The 17,281-nt window shown below is 70.1% G+C and carries 18 protein-coding genes; 10 read left to right on the top strand and 8 right to left on the bottom strand.

The window, feature by feature from the left end:
- Nucleotides 1–236: 236 nt before the first annotated feature.
- Nucleotides 237–761: a GNAT family N-acetyltransferase gene (locus ACFU7D_RS21895; protein WP_378871114.1), complete on the bottom strand. Its 525-nt coding sequence runs from the start codon at nucleotides 759–761 to the stop codon at nucleotides 237–239.
- A 69-nt stretch (nucleotides 762–830) separates the two neighbouring features.
- Nucleotides 831–2,825: a hypothetical protein gene (locus ACFU7D_RS21890; protein WP_378871112.1), complete on the bottom strand. Its 1,995-nt coding sequence runs from the start codon at nucleotides 2,823–2,825 to the stop codon at nucleotides 831–833.
- Nucleotides 2,826–3,093: 268 nt separating this feature from the next.
- Here ACFU7D_RS21890 and ACFU7D_RS21885 point away from each other — a divergent pair, with 268 nt between their 5' ends.
- Nucleotides 3,094–3,786: an SGNH/GDSL hydrolase family protein gene (locus ACFU7D_RS21885; protein ID WP_378871110.1), complete on the top strand. Its 693-nt coding sequence runs from the start codon at nucleotides 3,094–3,096 to the stop codon at nucleotides 3,784–3,786.
- A 1-nt stretch (nucleotide 3,787) separates the two neighbouring features.
- Here ACFU7D_RS21885 and ACFU7D_RS21880 read toward each other — a convergent pair whose 3' ends face one another.
- From ACFU7D_RS21880 to ACFU7D_RS21865, 4 genes are read right to left on the bottom strand one after another with little or no spacing between them, the layout of a single operon-like run.
- Nucleotides 3,788–4,102 carry a DUF4387 domain-containing protein gene (locus ACFU7D_RS21880; protein ID WP_378730730.1) on the bottom strand — a complete coding sequence of 105 codons (315 nt, stop codon included), beginning with the start codon at nucleotides 4,100–4,102 and terminating at the stop codon, nucleotides 3,788–3,790.
- Nucleotides 4,095–5,489, bottom strand: coding sequence for an acyclic terpene utilization AtuA family protein (locus tag ACFU7D_RS21875; RefSeq protein WP_378871108.1), 1,395 nt, complete (start codon nucleotides 5,487–5,489; stop codon nucleotides 4,095–4,097). Before ACFU7D_RS21875 ends, ACFU7D_RS21880 begins: the two co-directional genes overlap by 8 nt.
- The gene (locus ACFU7D_RS21870; RefSeq protein WP_378871106.1) at nucleotides 5,486–6,457 is read right to left on the bottom strand and encodes a phosphoglycerate dehydrogenase; all 972 of its coding nucleotides are present in this window, start codon (nucleotides 6,455–6,457) and stop codon (nucleotides 5,486–5,488) included. The genes ACFU7D_RS21875 and ACFU7D_RS21870 overlap by 4 nt, the downstream gene beginning before the upstream one ends.
- The gene (locus ACFU7D_RS21865; RefSeq protein WP_378871103.1) at nucleotides 6,454–7,749 is read right to left on the bottom strand and encodes an MFS transporter; all 1,296 of its coding nucleotides are present in this window, start codon (nucleotides 7,747–7,749) and stop codon (nucleotides 6,454–6,456) included. The genes ACFU7D_RS21870 and ACFU7D_RS21865 overlap by 4 nt, the downstream gene beginning before the upstream one ends.
- 155 nt (nucleotides 7,750–7,904) lie before the next feature.
- On the opposite strand from ACFU7D_RS21865, the gene ACFU7D_RS21860 reads away from it, so the two are divergent.
- The 8 genes from ACFU7D_RS21860 to ACFU7D_RS21825 all read left to right on the top strand — a co-directional run bounded on the left by ACFU7D_RS21860 (nucleotide 7,905) and on the right by ACFU7D_RS21825 (nucleotide 14,429).
- On the top strand, nucleotides 7,905–8,615 hold the full coding sequence (locus tag ACFU7D_RS21860) for a GntR family transcriptional regulator (protein WP_378871100.1): 711 nt from the start codon (nucleotides 7,905–7,907) through the stop codon (nucleotides 8,613–8,615).
- Nucleotides 8,616–8,619: 4 nt separating this feature from the next.
- The gene (locus ACFU7D_RS21855; protein WP_378871097.1) at nucleotides 8,620–9,540 is read left to right on the top strand and encodes an AEC family transporter; all 921 of its coding nucleotides are present in this window, start codon (nucleotides 8,620–8,622) and stop codon (nucleotides 9,538–9,540) included.
- 115 nt (nucleotides 9,541–9,655) lie between these two features.
- Nucleotides 9,656–10,063 (top strand): DUF1707 domain-containing protein, encoded by a 408-nt coding sequence (locus ACFU7D_RS21850; RefSeq protein WP_378871094.1) that lies wholly within the window; start codon nucleotides 9,656–9,658, stop codon nucleotides 10,061–10,063.
- A 185-nt stretch (nucleotides 10,064–10,248) separates the two neighbouring features.
- Nucleotides 10,249–11,229: an ABC transporter substrate-binding protein gene (locus ACFU7D_RS21845; protein ID WP_378730714.1), complete on the top strand. Its 981-nt coding sequence runs from the start codon at nucleotides 10,249–10,251 to the stop codon at nucleotides 11,227–11,229.
- Nucleotides 11,226–12,047: an ABC transporter permease gene (locus ACFU7D_RS21840; protein ID WP_378730712.1), complete on the top strand. Its 822-nt coding sequence runs from the start codon at nucleotides 11,226–11,228 to the stop codon at nucleotides 12,045–12,047. The genes ACFU7D_RS21845 and ACFU7D_RS21840 overlap by 4 nt, the downstream gene beginning before the upstream one ends.
- On the top strand, nucleotides 12,044–12,820 hold the full coding sequence (locus ACFU7D_RS21835) for an ABC transporter permease (protein ID WP_378730710.1): 777 nt from the start codon (nucleotides 12,044–12,046) through the stop codon (nucleotides 12,818–12,820). The genes ACFU7D_RS21840 and ACFU7D_RS21835 overlap by 4 nt, the downstream gene beginning before the upstream one ends.
- A 17-nt stretch (nucleotides 12,821–12,837) precedes the next feature.
- Nucleotides 12,838–13,665 carry an ABC transporter ATP-binding protein gene (locus ACFU7D_RS21830; RefSeq protein WP_378871091.1) on the top strand — a complete coding sequence of 276 codons (828 nt, stop codon included), beginning with the start codon at nucleotides 12,838–12,840 and terminating at the stop codon, nucleotides 13,663–13,665.
- Nucleotides 13,662–14,429 (top strand): DUF1932 domain-containing protein, encoded by a 768-nt coding sequence (locus tag ACFU7D_RS21825; RefSeq protein ID WP_378871088.1) that lies wholly within the window; start codon nucleotides 13,662–13,664, stop codon nucleotides 14,427–14,429. The genes ACFU7D_RS21830 and ACFU7D_RS21825 overlap by 4 nt, the downstream gene beginning before the upstream one ends.
- Here ACFU7D_RS21825 and ACFU7D_RS21820 read toward each other — a convergent pair.
- Together ACFU7D_RS21820 and ACFU7D_RS21815 are read right to left on the bottom strand one after the other, a co-directional pair.
- Nucleotides 14,426–15,079 (bottom strand): GntR family transcriptional regulator, encoded by a 654-nt coding sequence (locus ACFU7D_RS21820; protein WP_378730703.1) that lies wholly within the window; start codon nucleotides 15,077–15,079, stop codon nucleotides 14,426–14,428. The two genes, ACFU7D_RS21825 and ACFU7D_RS21820, sit on opposite strands and share 4 nt — an antisense overlap.
- A 76-nt stretch (nucleotides 15,080–15,155) precedes the next feature.
- Entirely contained in the window at nucleotides 15,156–16,763 is a 1,608-nt protein-coding gene (locus ACFU7D_RS21815; protein ID WP_378871085.1) for a glycoside hydrolase family 13 protein, read from the bottom strand.
- A gap of 278 nt (nucleotides 16,764–17,041) precedes the next feature.
- Here ACFU7D_RS21815 and ACFU7D_RS21810 point away from each other — a divergent pair, with 278 nt between their 5' ends.
- The gene (locus ACFU7D_RS21810) at nucleotides 17,042–17,245 is read left to right on the top strand and encodes a cold-shock protein (protein WP_091053181.1); all 204 of its coding nucleotides are present in this window, start codon (nucleotides 17,042–17,044) and stop codon (nucleotides 17,243–17,245) included.
- The last annotated feature ends 36 nt before the right edge of the window (nucleotides 17,246–17,281 follow it).

The raw sequence follows: 17,281 nt of genomic DNA, 5'->3' as shown, positions 1-17,281 counted from the left end.
CGGCCGGCGAAGCCGGCGCCCGAAGGGCGTCCTTGACGCGGCACGTGATCGAGAAACACTCAAAGCAAGGGTCGGCGGCGAACCCTGAAACGAAGCACAGCCCATAAGCGAGCTCTCCAGACGCAAGAGGACTGTGTTGGTCTCGACACGCCTCCGCCTAGCGGCTCCGGCGGCTCGACCAGCGGGAAGGCCCGGCGGCTCGACCAGCGGGAAGGCCCGGCGGCTCGACCGCGACGTCAGTCGACTCGACCACCGGGCATGCCCCCGACCCCGACCGAGAACCAGAGCCACGTATCCCCCACAGTCTCATCCCACGACCGCTCACATTCTTCGGTCACCCGATCCCAGAACCGAACAGCCCCACGATTCCGCTGCTGATAGGCCACACCCCATTGTCCCGGAGCCGCAGAGACAACAGCTCGAGCGAACTGGAGTCCGAGCCCACCCCGACGAGCAGCGGCGACGAGGAAGAAGCTGTTCAGGATGCGTACGGGCTGGTCGGCGTCCCGCACCAGAGCGAACCCGATGGGGTGGATGCCGGCGGTGAGGATCCAGGCGCGCCAGCCGGGGTCGGAACGGAGGGCGGCATCGAGCCATTCGGAGCGGAAGGTGCCGTCGGCGAACGGAAGGGTGGAGCTGTAGCTCGACATGTCGTGGCGGAAGAGCAGCCAGAGGTGGCGGAGAGCGAGATGGTCCTCGGGCTCGGCGAAGCGGGCGGTGAGGGGGCGGGGAAGGTCGAGGTGGGTGTGGAGTGTGGTCATACACGAAAGCCTCGGAGCGCGGTGCGCTCCGAGGCTTTCGGTCATTCTCCCATGCCGTCCGGCGGAGGGTCAGGCGATGTGGAAGTCGCTCACGTTGACGTCCACGGCCTCGACGTCGATGTCGAAGTAGTCCTCGACGACCTCGATCACCTGGGTGCGGATCGTGGCGGCGTTGCTCTTGACGTTGGTGCCGTAGGCGATCACGTAGGACACCGTGATGTTGGCGACGTCGTCGGCGATGTCGACCGAGGTGCCCTCGTCGTCGATGGCGTGCACGCCGTCGATCTTGGCGACGACGTGGTGGACCAGGCGCTCGACGAGGCCCTCGCTCACCGTCGAGGCGCCGCGCTCCTCGCGGGCCGCACGCAGGACGCCGGTCAGCGTCGAGTTGGCGTCGGGCTCCGGCTCGACGACCGGCTCGGGCGCGAAGCCCGGCGCGGGCGCCTCGGACACGATCTCCTCGACCGCGGCGGGCTCCTCGACCGTCTCCGTCGCCGTCTCCTCGGTGACGGTGTCGATGGCGTCGGCGACCTCGTCGGCCGGTGCCTCCGGCGCGTCCTCCGTCAGCGGCTCGTCGATGATCGCCTCGGTCTCCTCGGCGGCGGTCTCCTCGGCGGCGGTCTCCTCGGTAGCGGCCTCCTCGACGGCGGCCTCCTCGACCGCGGCCTCCTCGACGACGTCGGTCGGCTCCACGGAGGTCTCGACCTCGTCGGTCACCTCGGCAGCCGCGTCAGCAACCTCGACCGTCACCTCGGCGTCCTCGGTGGCGACCTCGACCTCGGTCGCCTCCTCGACGACGTCCTCGACGGGCGTCTCCTCCTCGACGGCGTCGGCGACCTCGGCGTCGGGCTCGACCGGCTCGGTCACGTCAGCAGCGTCCTCGTTGGCGGCCTCCTCAGCAACCTCGGTCGCCTCACCGGTCTCGGGAGCCACGAAGACGTCCTCGGTCTCGACGGGCGCCTCCTCGACGGCGACCTCCTCGGCGATCACCTCAGCCTCCGGCTCGACGACCGTCTCCTCGGCGTCGGTCTCGACCGGCGCGAAGGCCTCCTCGGCGGCGGCCTCAGCCAGCGCGTCCTCCTCCTGGAGGACGGTCTCCTCGATCACCTCGGCGTCCGGCTCGACAGCGTCCTCCGACTCAACGGTCTCGACGGTCTCGACAACCTCGACCTCGGAGACCTCGCCGTCCTCCGCGGTCACCACCGCGTCCTCGATCTCGGTCGACTCCTCGGCAGCAGCCTCCTCGACAACAGCCTCAGCCTCGAGCACCTCTCCCTCGGACTCGACAACCGTCTCCTCGGCGTCGGCCGGCGCGTCGTCGGCAACGGTCTCCTCGACCACGGCCGCCACCTCGACGTCGTCGTCGGACTCGATCGCGTCGGCGGGCACGAACGCGTCCTCGGCGTCGACCTCGACCTCGGTCACACCATCAACGGCGACCTCCTCGGCAACGATCTCGTTGAGGGTCTCGTCGGCGGTCTCGACCGGCGGTTCCTCGACAACGGTCTCCTCGACCTCGTCGGTGGTCTCGGCGGCAGGGGCTTCGGCGTCGGCGCCCTCGAGCGGCGCCTCGTACGTACCCTCGGTCTCGACCGTCTCGATGGTCTCGGTCTCGGCGACCTCGCCCACGACGTCGGCCGCGAGCTCGGTGTCCTCGGCGGCGAGCTCGGCCACGTCGGCGGCGGGGGTCTCCTCGGAGTCGGTGACGACGTGCTCAGGGTCGGAGAGCGGGTCGACGACGGCAGTCTCGGCGACCGGCTCGACGACCGCCGTCTCGGCGACCGGCTCGACGACCGCCGTCTCGGCGACCGTCTCGACGACCGCCGTCTCGGCGACCGGCTCGACGAAAGGCTCGACAACAGGCTCGGCAACCGGCTCGGCGACGAGCTCGGTGGCCTCGCCGATGCCGGAGTCGGTGACGTACGCGGTGGTCTCGGTGGCCAGCTCGGTGGTGGCCAGGTTCTCACCGAAGACGGGAGCGGAGGCGTCGGTCGACGCCCCCTCCTCGGCCTTGGTGGGGTCGTTCTTGTGACGGTTGAAGATGCCGCTGATGAAGTCGGACATGTCGGCGCATTCCTTCGAGGTGAGGGGAGGTTTTTGAGTGGGCGCTCACGGATGGGCGTGATGCTAGGGCGGGCACGCGGCGGGTCGGGGCGCGTGTCTTGGATTCCCTTGTCTTGTACCCCAACGTTCACCGACGCGAGGACCCCTTGTGTCAAACCTTCCGGGGACATTCGCCCGCCGTTCAGCCAACGTCGCAGACCCGCCGGAGCACGCGCTGTAGAACGACGGAAGAGCACGTACGTCACGACGGAACCGCGCGGGAGAGACGATGAATCCACTGCTGCTCCCACTGGTCGCCGCACAGGCCGCGTACGTCCATCGGACCATCGGTAAGGAGCCTCGTCCGGAGGGTCCGACGAAGGGGCTCGTACCGGGCCCGACAGGTGCGCCGCTGCGGCTGCTGGTGATCGGCGACTCGTCCGCGTCAGGGCGCGGCGCACCCACCCACGACCTCGCCTTCGCCGGGTCGATGGCACGCGCGATCGCGAAGCGGACCGAGCGTCCGGTCGAGTGGCGGGCCCTGGGGAAGTACGGCGCGACCAGCGAGCGGATCCGGCACGGCATCCTCACCGAGGTCACCGGCGAGTGGGACCTCGCCGTGCTCCTGGTGGGTGCCAACGACATCCTCGCGCGCCGCTCGGTCGAGGCGTGGACGCGGGACCTGACCGCCATCGTCGAGACCCTCGAGCAGCACGCCGCGCACACCGTCCTCCCGGGGATCCCGGAGTTCGGCGCGTTCCCGTCGCTCCCCCGCACCCTGCGGCGCTACCTCGCCGAGCGCGGGAAGGCGCTCGACGTGGCGGCGCGGCTGGTCTGCGCCGGGCGTACCTCGGTGCAGTGGGTCAGCTCCGCCGACCTCGGTCCCGCGGAGCCGTCATTCTTCGCCGCCGACGGGTTCCACGCCTCACCGGCGGGCTACGAGCGCTGGGCCCAGGCGGTCTGCGACCACCTGGACCTCTAGCTCACCGCACGACCAGCTGGGCCAACGGGACGTGGTGCTGGCCGGCGTGGGTGTCGCGGTCGCGCAGCGAACCCTGCGAGACCGGGCGCGGGTAGGAGATCTTGACGACGTTGAGCGACGGGATCCGGAAGATCTGGACCGACCCGGGATCGACCCGGTAGAGGCCGCCGACGACGTCCTCGTCGAGGAACGTCTCATCGGCCGCGATCCGGTAGCCCTCGGCGTCGCGCATGAACAGCTCCATCGTGATCCAGAACGGCCCGGCGTTCTTGGAGCGGACCTCGATCGCGAGGTCCCCCAGGGTGGTCTCAGACATCGTGCTTCTCTCCTGTCTCGGCAAGGAACTCGGTGCGGAACATCGCGGTCGGCGTGAGGCTGTCGACGGCGTGGTTGAGCACGAACTCGTACGCAGCGCCCCGCTCGACCTCGGCCGGCGACCCGGGGAACGCCAGGCTGGGCAGATAGTCCATGTCCTGGGCCGGCAGGTGCAGCATCAGCGGGTTGGCGACCTTGGCGACCGCGGTGGCCAGAGCCTGGTCGGCGGCCCGGACGAGCAGCATCACCCCGACCTCGCGCGGCGGCTCGGTGGACGGGTCGAGGTCGCCGAGGACCGCGTTGTAGCCGTAGAGCCGCAGGTCATAGTCGTACTCCTCACGGGTCAGACCGAGGGTCTGCTCGACCCGCTGGGTGAACACCACATCCATCAGCGAGGCCCAGCCCTCGATGTCCTTCAGGATCAGCGGGTCGCGGATCCCCGAGAACGACATGGTCTCGTAGCCGGTGATCCGGGCACCCTCGAGCTTGATCGTGTGCTGCTCGGCGTGATGGAAGCGCGACCCCTCGACACGCACCCGGCGCTCGTCGAGCGCTGTGTAGACGGCATCGCGCACATCGAGGGTGCCGTCGGGCTCCCGCATCTCGAACGGGTTCGCCGTCTCGTACAGCATGTGGGCGGCCACCGAGATCGGCGTGCACGCGGCGCTCTCGTCGAGGGGCTCGATGGTGAACCCGGTCCGGTCGACGGTCGCGAAGACCCCACCCGTCCGCGGGTTGGTGGTGCACTGGCCACCGCACTCGACGATCTTGGCCGCGTGCCAGGCCGGCCCGGCGGGCATCCCCTTCAGCAAGGCGTACGCAGCGGCGTTGGCCGTGTCGGTCGCCCGCCCGGCCAGGACCACCTGAGCCCCGGCCGAGAGAGCCTCGGCGATCGGCTCGTGGCCCATCATGGCGACGATGTGCGTGCAGTCCTCGAGCGTCGCCCCGTCGAGCTCGCCCAGCGGCGGCAGCGGACGGATCCGGCCGGCCCCGAGCGGCTCCTTCAGGTCCGCCGCGCGCTGCTCGCTGTAGATCCGGGCGACCTTCATCGACAGGCCCTCCTCGGCGAGCAGGTCGGCGACGATCCCGGCGACCCAGTCGACGCCGTCGTCGGTGCCGCTGGTGCCGCAGGAGCCGACGATGAGCGGGATCCCGGCACCGGCTGCGGCCCGGAGCAGGAGCCTCAGGTCACGGGCGACCGCGGCGGCTGTGGTCTTCGGCTTCGAGGCACCCAGGTAGTAGGGACCGGAGTCGGTGGAGCCGCCGTCGACGGCGATCACGTCCGCTCCCAGTGCGATCCCACGGGTGATCGTCTCCTCCGGGAACCCGGCGCCGAGCATCCCGCTGGGCACCAGGATGCTGACGGAGTCAGCCCTGTGGTCGTTCATTGATTCCTCTTCTCTTCGAGCAGGTCGATCAGGTGGGCGTTGACGGCGTGCTTCGGGCGGCCGGCCAGGGCCGCGATGAGCTCCTCGGCTCCTTCGATGCCGGCGGCCCGACGGGCCTCAGCGGTCTGCCCGGCCAGGTGGGAGTGGACGACGATGCCGGGCACATCGCGCAGCGGGCTGTCCGCCGGCAGCGGCTCCTCGGCGACCACGTCGAGCGCGGCCCCCGCGATGCGTCCCTCCCGGACCGCGGCGGCGAGCGCGCGCTCGTCGACGATCGCACCGCGGGCCGTGTTCACGAGCACCGCACCGGGCTTCATCAGCGCGAACGCATCGGCGTCGAGCATCCCGCGCGTCCTCGGGGTGAGCGCGGTGTGGACCGAGACGAAGTCAGCGTACGCCAGCAGCGCGGGCAGCTCCATGAACTCGACGTCCGCGTCGGTGCGCTCGGCGGCCGGGACACCCGTCGTGCACAGCACGCTCATCCCGAACGCCCGGGCGAGCGGAACGACCGCGCGGGCGGCGGCACCGTAGCCGATCAGGCCCAGGGTGGAGCCGCGCAGCTCGCGGCCGTCCCCGCGCGGCCAGCCGCCGGACGCGACACCGGTCGCGCTCTCGACCAGCCGGCGGGAGGAGGCGAGGAGCAGTCCCATCGTGTACTCGGCGACCGCGTTGGCGTTGATCCCGGGCAGGTTGCTGACCGTGACCCCGGCACGTGCCGCCGCGTCGACATCGATGGCGTCGTAGCCGACCCCGGTGCGTACGACCGCTCGCAGACGGTCCGCGGACGCGAGGACCTCGGCGGTGAGCGGGTCGTGACCGACCAGGGCGCCCTCCACCCCGGCGAGATCCGCGACCAGGTCTCCGGACGGGTAGCGGGTCTCGTGGCCGCGGGAGCGGAGGAGGTCGTCGACCTCATCGCCCGGCCGCAGGTAGTCGGTGGTGATCAGGATCCGGGCCACTTCGCTCACACCGCCCTCTCGACGTCGCCGCGCCGCTGAAGGCGGTCGATCCGCACCACGATCGCGACCGCGACCGCCGCGACGACCGCGATGTCGAGCAGCATCGTCTGCCAGCCCAGGACGTCGACCGCCCCGCCGATCAGGGCCGGGCCGAGGAAGGCACCGCTCTGCCAACCCACCGCATAGAGCGCTGCGTACGTCCCGAAGACCCGCGCCGACGGTGCCAGGTTCCACAGCACGACGACGGCGTTGACCAAGAAGGCCGAGGCACCGGCGGCGCCGATGCAGAACGCGACCACGGTGCCCGTCGGGGTCTGCACCAGGGTGCCGAGGAGCATGGCGGCCGCGAAGATCGCCATGCCGCCGATCATCGTTCGCAGCCGGCCGAAGCGCTCCGCGAGCAGTGCGGTCGGGTAGGCCGCGAGCAGGAAGGCGACCCCGCTCGGCAGGGTGAGTCCACCGGCGTCGCCACGCGACATCCCCAGGGTCTCCATGCCGTAGGGCGTGACCAGCGCGCGCGAGCCCGCCCAGGCGCTGCCGAAGACCAGGATGGCCACGATCAGCAGCAGCCGGCTGCGGTCGGTGTCACGCACGATCTCCCAGATGGTGTCGCGGATGCGCGCCTGCCCGACCGTCGTCGACTCCGCGTCGGCCTCCTCGGCGGCATCCTCGGCCACCGCGGCCCGATAGCCGGGCGAGGAGCTGTCGCGGATCGAGAGGCACAGCACCGTGATCGAGACGAGGGTGATCAGCGCGATCACCGCGAAGGCGAGGGCCGGGTGGTCGTCGACCAGCAGGATGCTGACCAGGGCCGCGACGATGACGGTGAGGCTGGAGGCGATCTTGACGGCGGCGTTGGCCCGGCTGCGGCGCTCGGGGGCGATGAAGTCGGGCACCAGCGCCTCGCCGATCGGCTTGAACGAGTTCGACACCAGCGCGAACGCGACGATGACCACGATCAGCAGCGGCAGCGAGTCGGCCGTGTGCGGCAGGGTCACGAACAGCAGCGCCGCGAGCGGCATCCCGACGGCGAGGTAGGGCATCCGTCGGCCCCAGCGGGTGCGGGTCCGGTCGGACCGGTTGGCCATCCACGGCTGGATGAAGATCCCGAGCAGGTTGTCCATGCCCATGATGAAGCCGACCAGGGCGGCACTGGCCAGGTGCTCACGCAGCAGCGGCGGCACCTGGCTGTCGTAGAAGTTCCACATCGACTCCTGGGCGAAGACCGCCAGGGCGACGAGGAGCGTGATCCGGCGAGGTCCGAGCTGCCGAGGTGGTGCGGTGGGGATGGTGGTGCTCACGAGACGGACCTCCGTGATCTCTGACTGGTCTCTGCTGGTCTCTGAATGAGTCTCTGAATGAGTCTCTGCGGCATGTGGCGGCGCTCACAGTAGTTTTGCTACAGCAAAACAGTCAAGAGGTGGCACTGCTTGAAAAGTGGCCTAGGATCGGGGCCATGTCGATCCCCTCCCCCGAGATGCCGGAGACCACGACCGTGGCCGAGCGCGTCTACCAGGCTCTACGCAGCCAGATCGGCTCCGGCGAGCTCCCGCCCGGCGCCAAGGTGACCGAGCGCGGCATGGCCGAGCGCCTGGGCGTCAGCCCGACCCCGGTCCGCGAGGCGATCCGGCGGCTCGAGCTCGACGGACTCGTGGAACGGGTCGGGCCGCGTACGACCCTGGTGGCCCGCATCGGGGAGGACGCCGGCCACGACCTGGCCGAGGTCGAGGTCGCGCTGCGCGGCCTGGCCGCCCGGTTCGCCGCGCGGCACGTGAGCGACGACGAGCTCGACGAGCTCGACCGGCTGCTCGACGAGGCCGACGACCTGGTGATCCTGATCCGGGCACGCCACCGCGAGGGCAAACCGGTGGAGAAGCACGCCGATCGCTTCCTCGACGTGCTCGGCCGCTTCAACGAGCAGGTCAACGCCGCGGCCCACAACCCCGTCCTCGTACGCCTCCTGGAGCAGTCCCGCTCGCTGACCCGCTCACGGCAGCGGGAGATCTCCCGGGCGCACCTGCTGGCCGGCGACGACTTCGGCGCCGACCGCTACACCGAGCACCGCGACCTGGTCTTCGCCCTGCGCAGACACGACGCGGTCGAGGCCGAGCGCATCGTCACCGAGCACGCCGCCCGCGGGCTCCTCGACCTGCGCCGCGAGATCTAAGGCCGTGGCAGGGGTATTCACCGGCTTCGCCACGATCAGCGTCCTCATCGCGCTCGGCGCCCTGCTCGCCCAGCTCAAGATCCTCGACCAGCAGGGCCAGCGCACCCTCTCGACGCTCGCGTTCTACGTCGCCAGCCCGGCCCTGCTGATCACGGTGATGGACGACAGCGACCTCGGCTTCGTGTTCTCCGGCAACCTGGTCGCCGTCGCCGGCGCCGTACTGGTCTCAGCGACCCTCATCGTCACCGTCGCGCGCCTGCGTCGTCGCGACCTGGGCACCACCGTGGTCGCGACACTGTGCGGCTCCTACGCCAACGCCGGCAACCTCGGCCTCCCGATCGCGTCGTACGTCCTGGGCGACCCGGTCCTGGTCGCGCCGACGCTTCTGCTGCAGATGCTCGTGCTCCAGCCGCTGGCGCTGGTGATCCTCGACGCCGACGCGAGCGCGACGAGGCTCTCGTTCTGGGCGATCCTGCGCCGACCGCTGACCAACCCGATCACCGTCGCCTCCCTGATCGGGGTGGCGCTCTCCGTCTCCGGTCTCGACCTCCCGACGCCGGTCTCCGACCCGCTGGAGCTGGTGGCCGGCATGGCGGTCCCCTCGATGCTGATCGCCTACGGGGTCGCACTCCGGCTCGGCCCGCTTCCCGGACGAGGCGTGCCGCCGCTCGACCTCGCCGCGGTGGTCGCGACCAAGCAGGTGGTGCAGCCCGTGGCGGCGTACGTCATCGGGCGGTTCCTGCTCGGGCTCGACGCCGAGGCGCTACTGGCGGTGACGGTGCTCTCGGCGCTGCCGACCGCACAGAACGTCTTCGTCGTCGCGCAGCGCTACAACCGGGCCGTACTGCTGGCCCGGGACGTCATCTTCGTCAGCACGCTGGCCACGGTGCCGGCGATCCTGCTGGTCGTCGTTCTGCTCACCTGAGGCGACGTCTGAGCCCCGACAAAAGTCCCTTGCGACTGCATTCCTTCCGGCGTACCCTCGCGATATATCGGGACACTACGCCGACAGTCGAAGCAGCCTTCACAAGGGAGACGACATGAGCAACCTCGACAACCTGCGGGTGAGCGAGGCCGATCGGGAGGAGGCGTCGGCGAGGCTCGCCGAGCACTACTCGACCGGCCGGCTCACCGACGACGACTACTACGAGCGCCTGGACGCGGTCTGGTCCGCGAAGGTCCGCGCCGACCTGGAGATGCTCTTCACCGACCTGCCGAAGAGCGCCCCGCAGCCGCCGCAGGTCGTCCGCCGCCCCCGCCGCGGCCGGCCGCGGGCCTTCCCGCTGATCGCCTGCTTCCTGCTCGTGGCCATCGGGCTGGTCGTGATGGGCGTGCCCTGGTGGGTCTTCGCCGCGATCGCGGTCGGGGCCCTCGTCTTCCGCAAGGGACACCACGGACACCACCACGGACACCGCCGCCACCAGCACTTCCATCGTTCCGTGCACTGATTGCGGGAATCGATGGCCTCCACCCGGGCTCACCACTAGGTTGTGCCGCGGCCGCCCCGGCGGCCGCCAACCCCACAGCCAGCCGGTAAAATTGCCGCCAAGATTGTTTACAATCTCTCGTGGTGTGCATCACACTGGCGACCTGCCCGCGATCGAGCGGGCGCCCAGCCCACGAGGAGTCCCCCATGAACCGCTCCCTTGCCCGCACCGCGCGCCGCGGTCTGGCAACCGCACTCGTGCTCGCCCTGCCGCTCGCGCTCAGCGCCTGTGGTGGTGACGAGTCCGCCGACGAGGGCGCCGACGGCGCCACCGAGATCACCGTCGGCGTGATCCCGATCGTCGATGTCGCCCCCATCTATCTGGGGGTGGAGAAGGGCTTCTTCAAGGAGGAGGGCCTTGACGTCAACCTCGAGCTCGCCCAGGGCGGCGCCGCGATCATCCCCGCGGTGGCCAGCGGTCAGTACCAGTTCGGCTTCTCCAACACGACCTCCCTGCTCCTGGCCCAGACCCAGGACGTCCCGGTCAAGGTCGTCACCGCCGGCGTCAACGCCACCGAGGACCCGGCCGCCGACATGGCCGGCGTCCTCGTCAAGGCCGGCAGCGACATCACCTCCCCCAAGGACCTGGAGGGCAAGAAGGTCGCGGTCAACACGCTCAAGAACATCAACACGACCACCACCAACGAGCTGGTCCGTCAGGACGGCGGCGACCCGACCAAGATCGAGTACGTCGAGCTGGCGTTCCCCGAGATCGGCCCGGCCATCGAGAAGGGCGATGTCGACGCGGGTCAGGTCGTCGAGCCGTTCCTCACCATCGGCACCCAGGCCGGGATGACCGACCTCGGCTCCAACTTCGTCGCCGCCGATCCGGGCCTCGCGGTCGCGGAGTACTTCACCTCGACGGGCTATGCCGAGTCCGACGCCGACACCGTCGAGGCCTTCACCGCCGCGATGAACGAGTCGCTCGACTACGCCCAGCAGCACCCGGACGAGGTCAAGAAGATCCTCCCGACCTACACCGACATCGACGAGACGGTGCTCGCCGAGCTCAACATGCCGCAGTGGACCTCCGAGATCGACGCCGAGTCGATCCAGAAGCTGGCAGATCTCTCCGAGACCGACGGTCTGTTCGCCAAGGACCCGGACGTGGACGCCCTGCTTCCATGACGGTGACCACCCTGCCTGTGGCCGGCATCCGCCCGAAGCGGGTCGCCGGTCGCGGCCGGGACGCCGCCCTCGGTGTGCTCGGCCTGCTCGTCGTGGTCGCACTGGCCGAGGCGCTGCCGCGTCTCGGCATCGTCAACGACAGCTACCTGCCCCCGGCGAGCGCGATGTTCGCCGAGCTCGTCGACCAGCTCGGCGAGGCCACCTTCTGGGCCGACCTCGGCGCCACCCTGCGTGGCTGGGCCATCGGCCTGGCGATCGCGATGGCCGCCGGCATCGTGCTCGGCGTGGTGATCGGCTCGGTCGGCTTCCTGCGCGACCTGACCGCCTCCACGATCGAGTTCCTGCGCCCGATCCCCTCGGTCGCCCTGATCCCCCTCGTCGTGCTCCTCTACGGCAGCCGGCCGACCTCGGCGCTGATCCTGGTCGTGTACGCCTCGTTCTGGCAGATCCTCGTGCAGGTGCTCTACGGGGTCGCCGACGTGGACCCGGTCGTGCGCGACACCGCCCGCTCCTACCGCTTCTCGCGGCTGACCACCGTCCGTACGGTCGTGTGGCCCACCGCGCTCCCCTATGTCATGACAGGATTCCGGCTCGCCGCATCGGTCGCGCTGATCCTCGAGATCACCGCCGAGCTGATCATCGGCGTCCCCGGCCTCGGCAAGTCGATCGGCGTGGCCCAGTCCTCCGGCGCGGTCGAGAAGACCTACGCCCTGGTCATCGTCGTCGGGATCATCGGCGTCATCGTCAACCTGGTCGCCCGGGCCCTGGAACGGCGCACCCTGCGCTGGCACGTCTCGATCCGCAAGGAGGCCCGATGAGACTCCTTCGGACCATCGTCTACGCCCTCGCCCTCCCGGTCGTCCTGGTGGCGGTGTGGTGGTTCGCCTCGGCGGGCTCCACGAGCGTCTTCTGGCCGCCGCTGTCCAAGATCGTCTCCGTCTTCGGGGAGACCTGGACCGCGGACCGGTGGACCGGAGACGTCCTGCCCAGCCTGGCGCGGCTCGCGGCCGGCTATGCCGTGGCGCTGGCCGGCGGCGTACTCCTCGGGGTCGTGATCGGCCTCTACCGTCCGGTCCGGGCGTTCTGCGAGCCGACGCTGGAGTTCTTCCGGGCGGTGCCGCCGCCGGTGCTGGTGCCGGTGATCGCGCTGTTCCTCGGCTACACCGGCGACACCTCGAAGATCGTCACGATCGCGCTCGGCTGTCTGTGGCCGATCCTGCTCAACACCGTCGAGGGCGTACGCGGCCTGGACGAGGTCATGCTCGACACCGCCCGCTGCTACCGGTTCAGCGCCTGGACCCGGTTGCGGCAGGTGGTGCTGCGCGGTGCCTCGCCGCAGATCGCCGCGGGTGCGCGCCAAGCGCTGTCGATCGGCGTCATCCTGATGGTGATCAGCGAGCTCTTCGGCGCCAACCGCGGCCTCGGGGCCTCGATCGTGCAGTTCCAGCGCAGCTTCGCCGTCCCGCAGATGTGGACCGGGATCATCCTCCTCGGGGTGCTCGGCTTCCTGCTCTCGGTCCTCTTCCGTCTCGTCGAGCACTACTCGCTCGCCTGGTACCGCGGCCTGCGTCAGGCCGACCGCGGCGCCTGATCCTCCTAGGAGTCATCGTGTCTGCACTGCCCGTCGAGGACCTCGACGTCGAGCCCCGGCCCACCGCTCTGGACGTACGCGGCCTGAAGAAGACCTACACCACCGGCGGCACCTCGCTCGAAGCCATCGCGCAGCTCGACTTCTCGATCGCCAAGGGCGAGCTGGTCTGCATCGTCGGCCCCTCCGGCGCCGGCAAGACCACGCTGCTGCGCTGCATCAGCGGTCTGCTGGACGCCACCTCCGGGGTCGTCGAGCTCGACGGCACCCCGGTCACCGAGCCGCCGGCCGGGATGGCGGTCGTCTTCCAGGAGTACGGCCGATCACTGTTCCCCTGGCTCACCGTCCGGCAGAACGTCGAGCTGCCGCTCAAGGAGAAGAAGATCCCGCGCGCCCGACGGACCGAGCTGGTCGACGAGGCGCTGAGCGCCGTGGGCCTCGCCGACTCCGCGAGCTCGCACCCCTGGCAGCTCTCCGGCGGCATGCAGCAGCGGGTCGCGATCGCCCGCGCGATCGCCTACGAGCCCTCGGTCCTGCTGATGGACGAGCCGTTCGCCGCCGTCGACGCCCAGACCCGGGCCGACCTGGAGGACCTCGTCCGCGAGCTGTGGAAGCGGCTCGGGGTGACGGTCCTGTTCGTCACCCACGACATCGACGAGGCGGTCTACCTCGGCGAGCGCGTGCTCGTGCTCTCCAACCGGCCGACGGTGATCCTGGAGGACGTGGCCATCGACCTCCCCGACGAACGCGACCAGCTGACCACTCGCTCCGCGCCGCGCTTCGCGGAGCTGCGCGCCCACGTCTACGAGCTGATCCAGAAGGCCAAGAGGGGAGAACGGCCGGCATGATCGTCGCGGTTCTCGGGCTCGGCGAGGCAGGTTCGGCGTTCGTCGCCGACCTGCTGACGGCGGGAGCCACCGTACGGGCCTACGACCCGGCGGTCGGCGCTCCCCCGGGCGCTGTCGCCTGCGCCTCGGAGGCAGCGGCGGTCGACGGCGCCGACCTGGTGATCAGCGTGAACTCGGCCGCCGACTCGGTCGACGCCGCCCGCAACGCGCTGGCCGGGCTGTCGGTGAGCACCGTCTGGGCCGACGTCAACACCTCCTCCCCTGCCCGCAAGCGCGAGGTCTTCTCGATGCTGGACGGCCGCTGCCTCTTCGCCGACGTCTCGCTGATGTCGACCGTGCCGGGCCTGGGCATCCGGGTGCCGATGGTCGCCGCCGGACCGGGTGCCACCGAGGGGGCGCGGCTGCTGGGCACGGTCGGCGCGAGCGTCGAGGTCCTCGACGGTGAGGTCGGCGACGCGGCGACCCGCAAGCTGCTCCGCTCGGTGTTCTACAAGGGCCTCGCCGCCGCGGTCCTGGAGAGCCTGACCGCTGCCCGCGCAGCCGGGCTCGAGGAGGAGACCCGCGCCGAGATCATGCGCGAGCTCGACCGCGCCTCTGCCGCGACCCTCGACCGGCTCGTCGAGGGCAGCCACCGTCACGCCGTACGCCGCTCTCACGAGATGGCGGCAGCCGCTGAGATGCTCGATGACCTGGGTGTTCCCCCACGGGTCGCCACGGCCAGCCGAGACTGGCTCGAGCAGATCTCCGAGGTGGATGGCTCCTAGCGGGAGGAGGCCACCTCGAGGACGGCCTCACGGACGCTGGCGAGGTGCTCGCGCACGGCCGTGTCCGCGGCAGCAGGGTCGCGCCGGGCGAGCGCCTCGATGATCGCGAGGTGCTGCGGCAGCGAGACCTGGGAGCGACCGGGTCGATAGGCGAGCCGGTACTGGTGACGTACGCTCCGGCCCTGGAGCCGCGCGAGCGTCTCGGCCGCCACCTGCTGGCCGGAGATGGCCACGAAGCGCTCGTCGAGCCGGGTGTTGAGCTTGGAGTAGGTGCCCACGTCGCCGGAGGCGACCGCGGCCGACATCTCCTCGCCGAGCTGACGCAGCTCGGCGATCTCCTCGTCGGTGATCTTCTCGGCAGCCTTGGCCGCGCACAGTGCCTCGACGGCGGCGCGGACCTCGATGATCTCGACGGCCTCCTCGACGCTGACCACCCGCACCCGGGCGCCGCGGTTGGCGATCCGCTCGACCAGGCCCTCATGGGTGAGGTCGATCAGGGCGCCGCGTACGGCACCGCGGCTGGCACCGAGCGACTCGGAGAGGTCTGCCTCGACCAGGCGCTGCCCGGCGACGAGCTCACCGTCGAGAATGTCGCGGCGGATCGCCTCCGCCACGTCGCGTTGGGTTACCTGGGTCGGCGAGACCGTCACGTGTCCTCCTTGGTCGGGTCCAAGGAGCGTACCAAAATTGTTGACAATCTTGTGAGACGATCACGCCGCCCGGGAATCAGTCGGCCGCTGGAGCGACGATCCAGACCGCCGCGTCGGTGGGCAGGTCGCCCACGACCGGGTCACCGCTGTACATCACGATCTCGCCCTCGGGAAGCGGCGCCGGCTCCATGCCACAGTTGAGGACGACGATCAGGTCGCTCCCGCCGCCTCTCCGGCGGCGGAACGAGACGATGCCCTCGGGCGCGTCCAGGATCTCCACGTCCTCGTCGGCGCCGAGCGCGAACGTCCGTCGCGCCGTCAATGCCGCCCGGTAGAACTCCAGCGTGGAGTCCCTGACCCCGTTCTGAGCAGCCACGGTGAGGTCCACCCACTCGGCCGGCTGCGGCAGCCACGGCTGCGTCGGCAGCTTCTCGTCGGGTACGTCGCTGAACCCGAAGGGCGGCTCGAACCCGCTCCACGGCAGCGGCACCCGGCACCCGTCGCGACCGCCCTCACCGGTCTCCGACCACGGATCCTCCTGGTACTCGGGCGGCAGATACACCTGCGGCAGGCCCAGCTCCTCCCCCTGGTAGAGGTACGAAGACCCCGGGAGCGCCAGCATCGTCAGCGTCGCCGCGCGAGCCCGGTGAAGCGCCTGCAGTCCGTCGCCGTAACGCGAGCGGTGGCGTACGACATCGTGGTTGGACAGGACCCAGGTGGGCGCCGCCCGCGAAGGACCGAGCGCCTTCAGCGTCGACCCGATGACCTCGGTGAACGCCTCGGCCGACCAGGGCGCCTGCAGCCAGGAGAAGTTGAACGCCTGGTTGAACTCGTCGGCACGTACGTAGCGGCGTAGCTCCGCCGGCCCAGGGGTCCAGGCCTCGGCGACCATCATCCGGTCACCGTCGAAGGAGTCGATCAGCTTGCGCCAGGCGCGGTAGATCTCGTGGACGCCCGGGTTGTCCCACATCGGCGCGTCAGTGACACCGCGTTCGTACATCACCGCGGCGTCGGAGGTCAGCGCGAGGCCCTCGGGGACGACCTGGTCGCGCAGATCCTTGAAGAGGCCGTGGGCGATGTCGACCCGGAAGCCGTCCACGCCCCGGTCGAGCCAGAAGGTGAGGATCTTGGTGAACTCCTCCACCACCTCGGGGTTGTGCCAGTTGAGGTCGGGCTGGTCGTCGTCGAACAGGTGGAGGTACCACTGCCCACCCTCGACCCGCGTCCACGCCGGACCGCCGAAGACCGAGCGCCAGTTGGTCGGGGGCTTCTCCCCCGCCTCGCCGCGGCCGTCACGGAAGATGTAGCGGTCCCGCGCCGCGGACCCGGGTCCCTCCGAGAGCGCCTCGACGAACCACGGGTGCGCCGAGGACGTGTGGTTGGGGACCAGGTCGACGATCACCTTCAGAGCGAGCTCGTGAGCCCGCGCGATCAGCTGGTCGGCATCGGCGAGCGTGCCGAAGATCGGGTCGACGTCGCAGTAGTCGGCGACGTCGTAGCCGTGGTCGTTCTGCGGCGAGGTGTAGAACGGGCAGATCCAGATCGCGTCGACACCCAGCGCGGCGAGATAGTCGAGGTGGTCGGTGATCCCCGGCAGGTCGCCGATCCCGTCACCGTTCGAGTCCGCGAACGAGCGCGGGTAGATCTGGTATGCGACGGCTTCTCGCCACCATGGCTGGTCCACGTAATGTCCCCATCAATCGTCGGTTTCTGCACGCCAGGCTCTCCCGCGACGGTGCCCAGATCAAGCCTGCGGCGCGCGCAAGAAACACCAATACCCGCAGAGGCGCCTGGGCATGTAGGCTTGGCTGCGTTGAAGGAGGCGTCCCCACGCGCTTCGCGGTTGCTCTCGGTGACCGTTCGTGCAGCACTTGGTCTTCCGCAGAAGCAGAAATCAGGACTCGTGGATTCAACGCCCAAAGGGCGGCACGGAGTCGCCCTGTGTACACAAGGATTAGATTCATGACTCAGGGAACCGTGAAGTGGTTCAACGGCGACAAGGGCTTCGGCTTCATCGCTCAGGACAACGGTGGCGACGACGTCTTCGTGCACTTCTCCGCGATCCAGACCAACGGCTACAAGACGTTGGACGAGAACCAGCGCGTCGAGTTCGACGTCACCCAGGGCCCGAAGGGCCCGCAGGCCGAGAACGTCCGTCCGGTCTGACTCTGGCCCCGCTGACAACTCAGCAAAGGCGGCCCC

The organism is Nocardioides sp. NPDC057577 (genome assembly GCF_042801335.1).
In the GTDB taxonomy this organism is placed as follows: Bacteria; Actinomycetota; Actinomycetes; order Propionibacteriales; family Nocardioidaceae; genus Nocardioides.
The sequence above is the reverse complement of the archived record's forward strand: the minus strand, read 5'-3'. Positions and strand labels throughout refer to the sequence as shown.

Excerpts from the sequence above, each read along its gene's own strand:
- ACFU7D_RS21895 (WP_378871114.1), bottom strand. The coding sequence starts at position 761 with ATGACCACACTCCACACCCACCTCGACCTTCCCCGCCCCCTCACCGCC.
- ACFU7D_RS21890 (WP_378871112.1), bottom strand. The coding sequence starts at position 2,825 with ATGTCCGACTTCATCAGCGGCATCTTCAACCGTCACAAGAACGACCCC.
- ACFU7D_RS21885 (WP_378871110.1), top strand. The coding sequence starts at position 3,094 with ATGAATCCACTGCTGCTCCCACTGGTCGCCGCACAGGCCGCGTACGTC.
- ACFU7D_RS21880 (WP_378730730.1), bottom strand. The coding sequence starts at position 4,102 with ATGTCTGAGACCACCCTGGGGGACCTCGCGATCGAGGTCCGCTCCAAG.
- ACFU7D_RS21875 (WP_378871108.1), bottom strand. The coding sequence starts at position 5,489 with ATGAACGACCACAGGGCTGACTCCGTCAGCATCCTGGTGCCCAGCGGG.
- ACFU7D_RS21860 (WP_378871100.1), top strand. The coding sequence starts at position 7,905 with ATGTCGATCCCCTCCCCCGAGATGCCGGAGACCACGACCGTGGCCGAG.
- ACFU7D_RS21850 (WP_378871094.1), top strand. The coding sequence starts at position 9,656 with ATGAGCAACCTCGACAACCTGCGGGTGAGCGAGGCCGATCGGGAGGAG.
- ACFU7D_RS21845 (WP_378730714.1), top strand. The coding sequence starts at position 10,249 with ATGAACCGCTCCCTTGCCCGCACCGCGCGCCGCGGTCTGGCAACCGCA.
- ACFU7D_RS21840 (WP_378730712.1), top strand. The coding sequence starts at position 11,226 with ATGACGGTGACCACCCTGCCTGTGGCCGGCATCCGCCCGAAGCGGGTC.
- ACFU7D_RS21835 (WP_378730710.1), top strand. The coding sequence starts at position 12,044 with ATGAGACTCCTTCGGACCATCGTCTACGCCCTCGCCCTCCCGGTCGTC.
- ACFU7D_RS21825 (WP_378871088.1), top strand. The coding sequence starts at position 13,662 with ATGATCGTCGCGGTTCTCGGGCTCGGCGAGGCAGGTTCGGCGTTCGTC.
- ACFU7D_RS21810 (WP_091053181.1), top strand. The coding sequence starts at position 17,042 with ATGACTCAGGGAACCGTGAAGTGGTTCAACGGCGACAAGGGCTTCGGC.